The organism is Streptomyces sp. NPDC051684 (genome assembly GCF_044453445.1).
Taxonomy (GTDB): domain Bacteria; phylum Actinomycetota; class Actinomycetes; order Streptomycetales; family Streptomycetaceae; genus Streptomyces.
On sequence record NZ_JBITCS010000093.1, the window covers coordinates 1 to 1,649 of the forward strand.

Here is a 1,649-nt window from a genome sequence, read left to right on the forward strand (position 1 = left end):
GAGGCGACGCGGAGCGTCGTCGACCGACGACAACGCCGCGAGCGTGCGTGCCAGGCCCCGCGAGCCCGGCCTGATCCAAACGACAAGCCCTAGGGGCTGGTGGGCGAGGAGATCGCCTTCGGGCAGTGGCCGGTTCGGGGCCCGGACGGCCGCCCTGATTCAGGCGCTCCGCCGGGGCTCCGCGCCGGCCAGGAACGGACGCAGCAGAGCAAGCAGGGCGTCCGGCCGGTGCAGCGGGACGATGTGGCCGCAGTCCTCGACGAGGTGTGCGGTGAGGTCGTCGGTGACCGGGCGGAGCTGGCGTGCCAGGGCGGCACCCACCGGTCGCGCGCCCAACGCCATCGTCGGCACCGTCAGCCGGGCCGTGCTCACCGCCTCCTCGATCTGCGCTGAACTCTCGGGCATGGCCCGGTAGTACGAGAACGCGCGGCGCAGCGCCTCGCGGCCGGTGTACGCGCGCACGAAGGCGTCCCGGACGGCCGGGCGCACCCCCTCGCCGAGCGTACCGGTGCGCAGGAACCAGTCGACGTACTCGGCCTCGTGGCCCTCCAGCACGGTCTCGGCCAGACCGGGCGCGGCGGAGTGGAAGCCGAACCACCACGGTGGACCGCCGGCGAGGAAGTCCTCGGCGCCGGGCAGCCCGCCGAGCAGGGACTCCATGACGACCAGCCGAAGGACGAGGTCGGGGCGGCGCAGGGCCAGGAGGAAGGCCGGCGGGGCACCGGCGTCGATGCCCACCACCGCGGCCAAGGACACTCCGAGCGCGGAGAGCAGCGCCGCGGCGTCCTCGGCCAGGGTCCCCGCGTCGTACCCGGAGTCGGCCGGGCCGCTCGCGCCGAACCCGCGCAGGTCCGGTGCGATGACGCGGTGGTGGGCGGACAGGTCGGCCATGACGTCCGTCCACAGCTCCCAGGTGTGCGGGAAGCCGTGCAGCAGGAGGACGGCAGGACCCGATCCGGCGAGGGCGACGTTGAGTTCGACACCGTTGGCGCGGACGCGTCGGAGCTCGGGCATGGCGGGACTCCAGGTACGGGGAGGGAGGGTGGAGGAGGCGGTGAGGATTGGTGACAACCTCACCGTAGGGAACTAACCTGGTCCGCCCAAGACGGCACTTTCCCTTCAGGTGGTGAGCCCCAGGTGACCACGTCGAGGTCCGGCGGACGTGCGCGGCGGCGCGGTGAGCGGGGTGAGCACGGTGACCTGATGGATCCACTCTGCCCGACCCGCCGGTTGCTCGACCGTATCGGCACCAAGTGGACGTCGATGGTGGTGAAGGTGCTGGCCGAGCAGGCCCCGGACGAGATCCGCTTCGCGGAGCTGCGCCGCCTCGCCCCCGGCATCTCGCAGAAGATGCTGTCCGTCACGCTGCAGAGCCTGACCCGCGACGGCCTGGTGGCACGCCGTGTGGAACCCACCGTCCCGCCCGCCGTCCACTACCGGCTCACCGACCTCGGCCTCTCCCTCGAAGCACCGCTCGCGGCCCTGCGGGTCTGGGCCGAGACCCACATGCCGGACATCGACCGCAACAACCGGCTCGCGGACGGGTCGACACCCGGCTAGGGCTTGTCGTTTGGATCAGGCCGGGCTCGCGGGGCCTGGCACGCACGCTCGCGGCGTTGTCGTCGGTCGACGACGCTCCGCGTCGCCTC

At 72.8% G+C, this 1,649-nt stretch carries 2 protein-coding genes; one reads left to right on the forward strand and one right to left on the reverse strand.

What is annotated here, in order from left to right; genetic code table 11:
* Positions 1-159: 159 nt before the first annotated feature.
* Positions 160-1,014, reverse strand: a complete 855-nt coding sequence (locus tag ACIA8D_RS41730) for an alpha/beta fold hydrolase (protein ID WP_399240758.1) — start codon at positions 1,012-1,014, stop codon at positions 160-162.
* A gap of 123 nt (positions 1,015-1,137) precedes the next feature.
* Between ACIA8D_RS41730 and ACIA8D_RS41735 the strand changes: the two genes are divergently transcribed.
* Positions 1,138-1,560 (forward strand): winged helix-turn-helix transcriptional regulator, encoded by a 423-nt coding sequence (locus tag ACIA8D_RS41735; RefSeq protein ID WP_399240760.1) that lies wholly within the window; start codon positions 1,138-1,140, stop codon positions 1,558-1,560.
* The last annotated feature ends 89 nt before the right edge of the window (positions 1,561-1,649 follow it).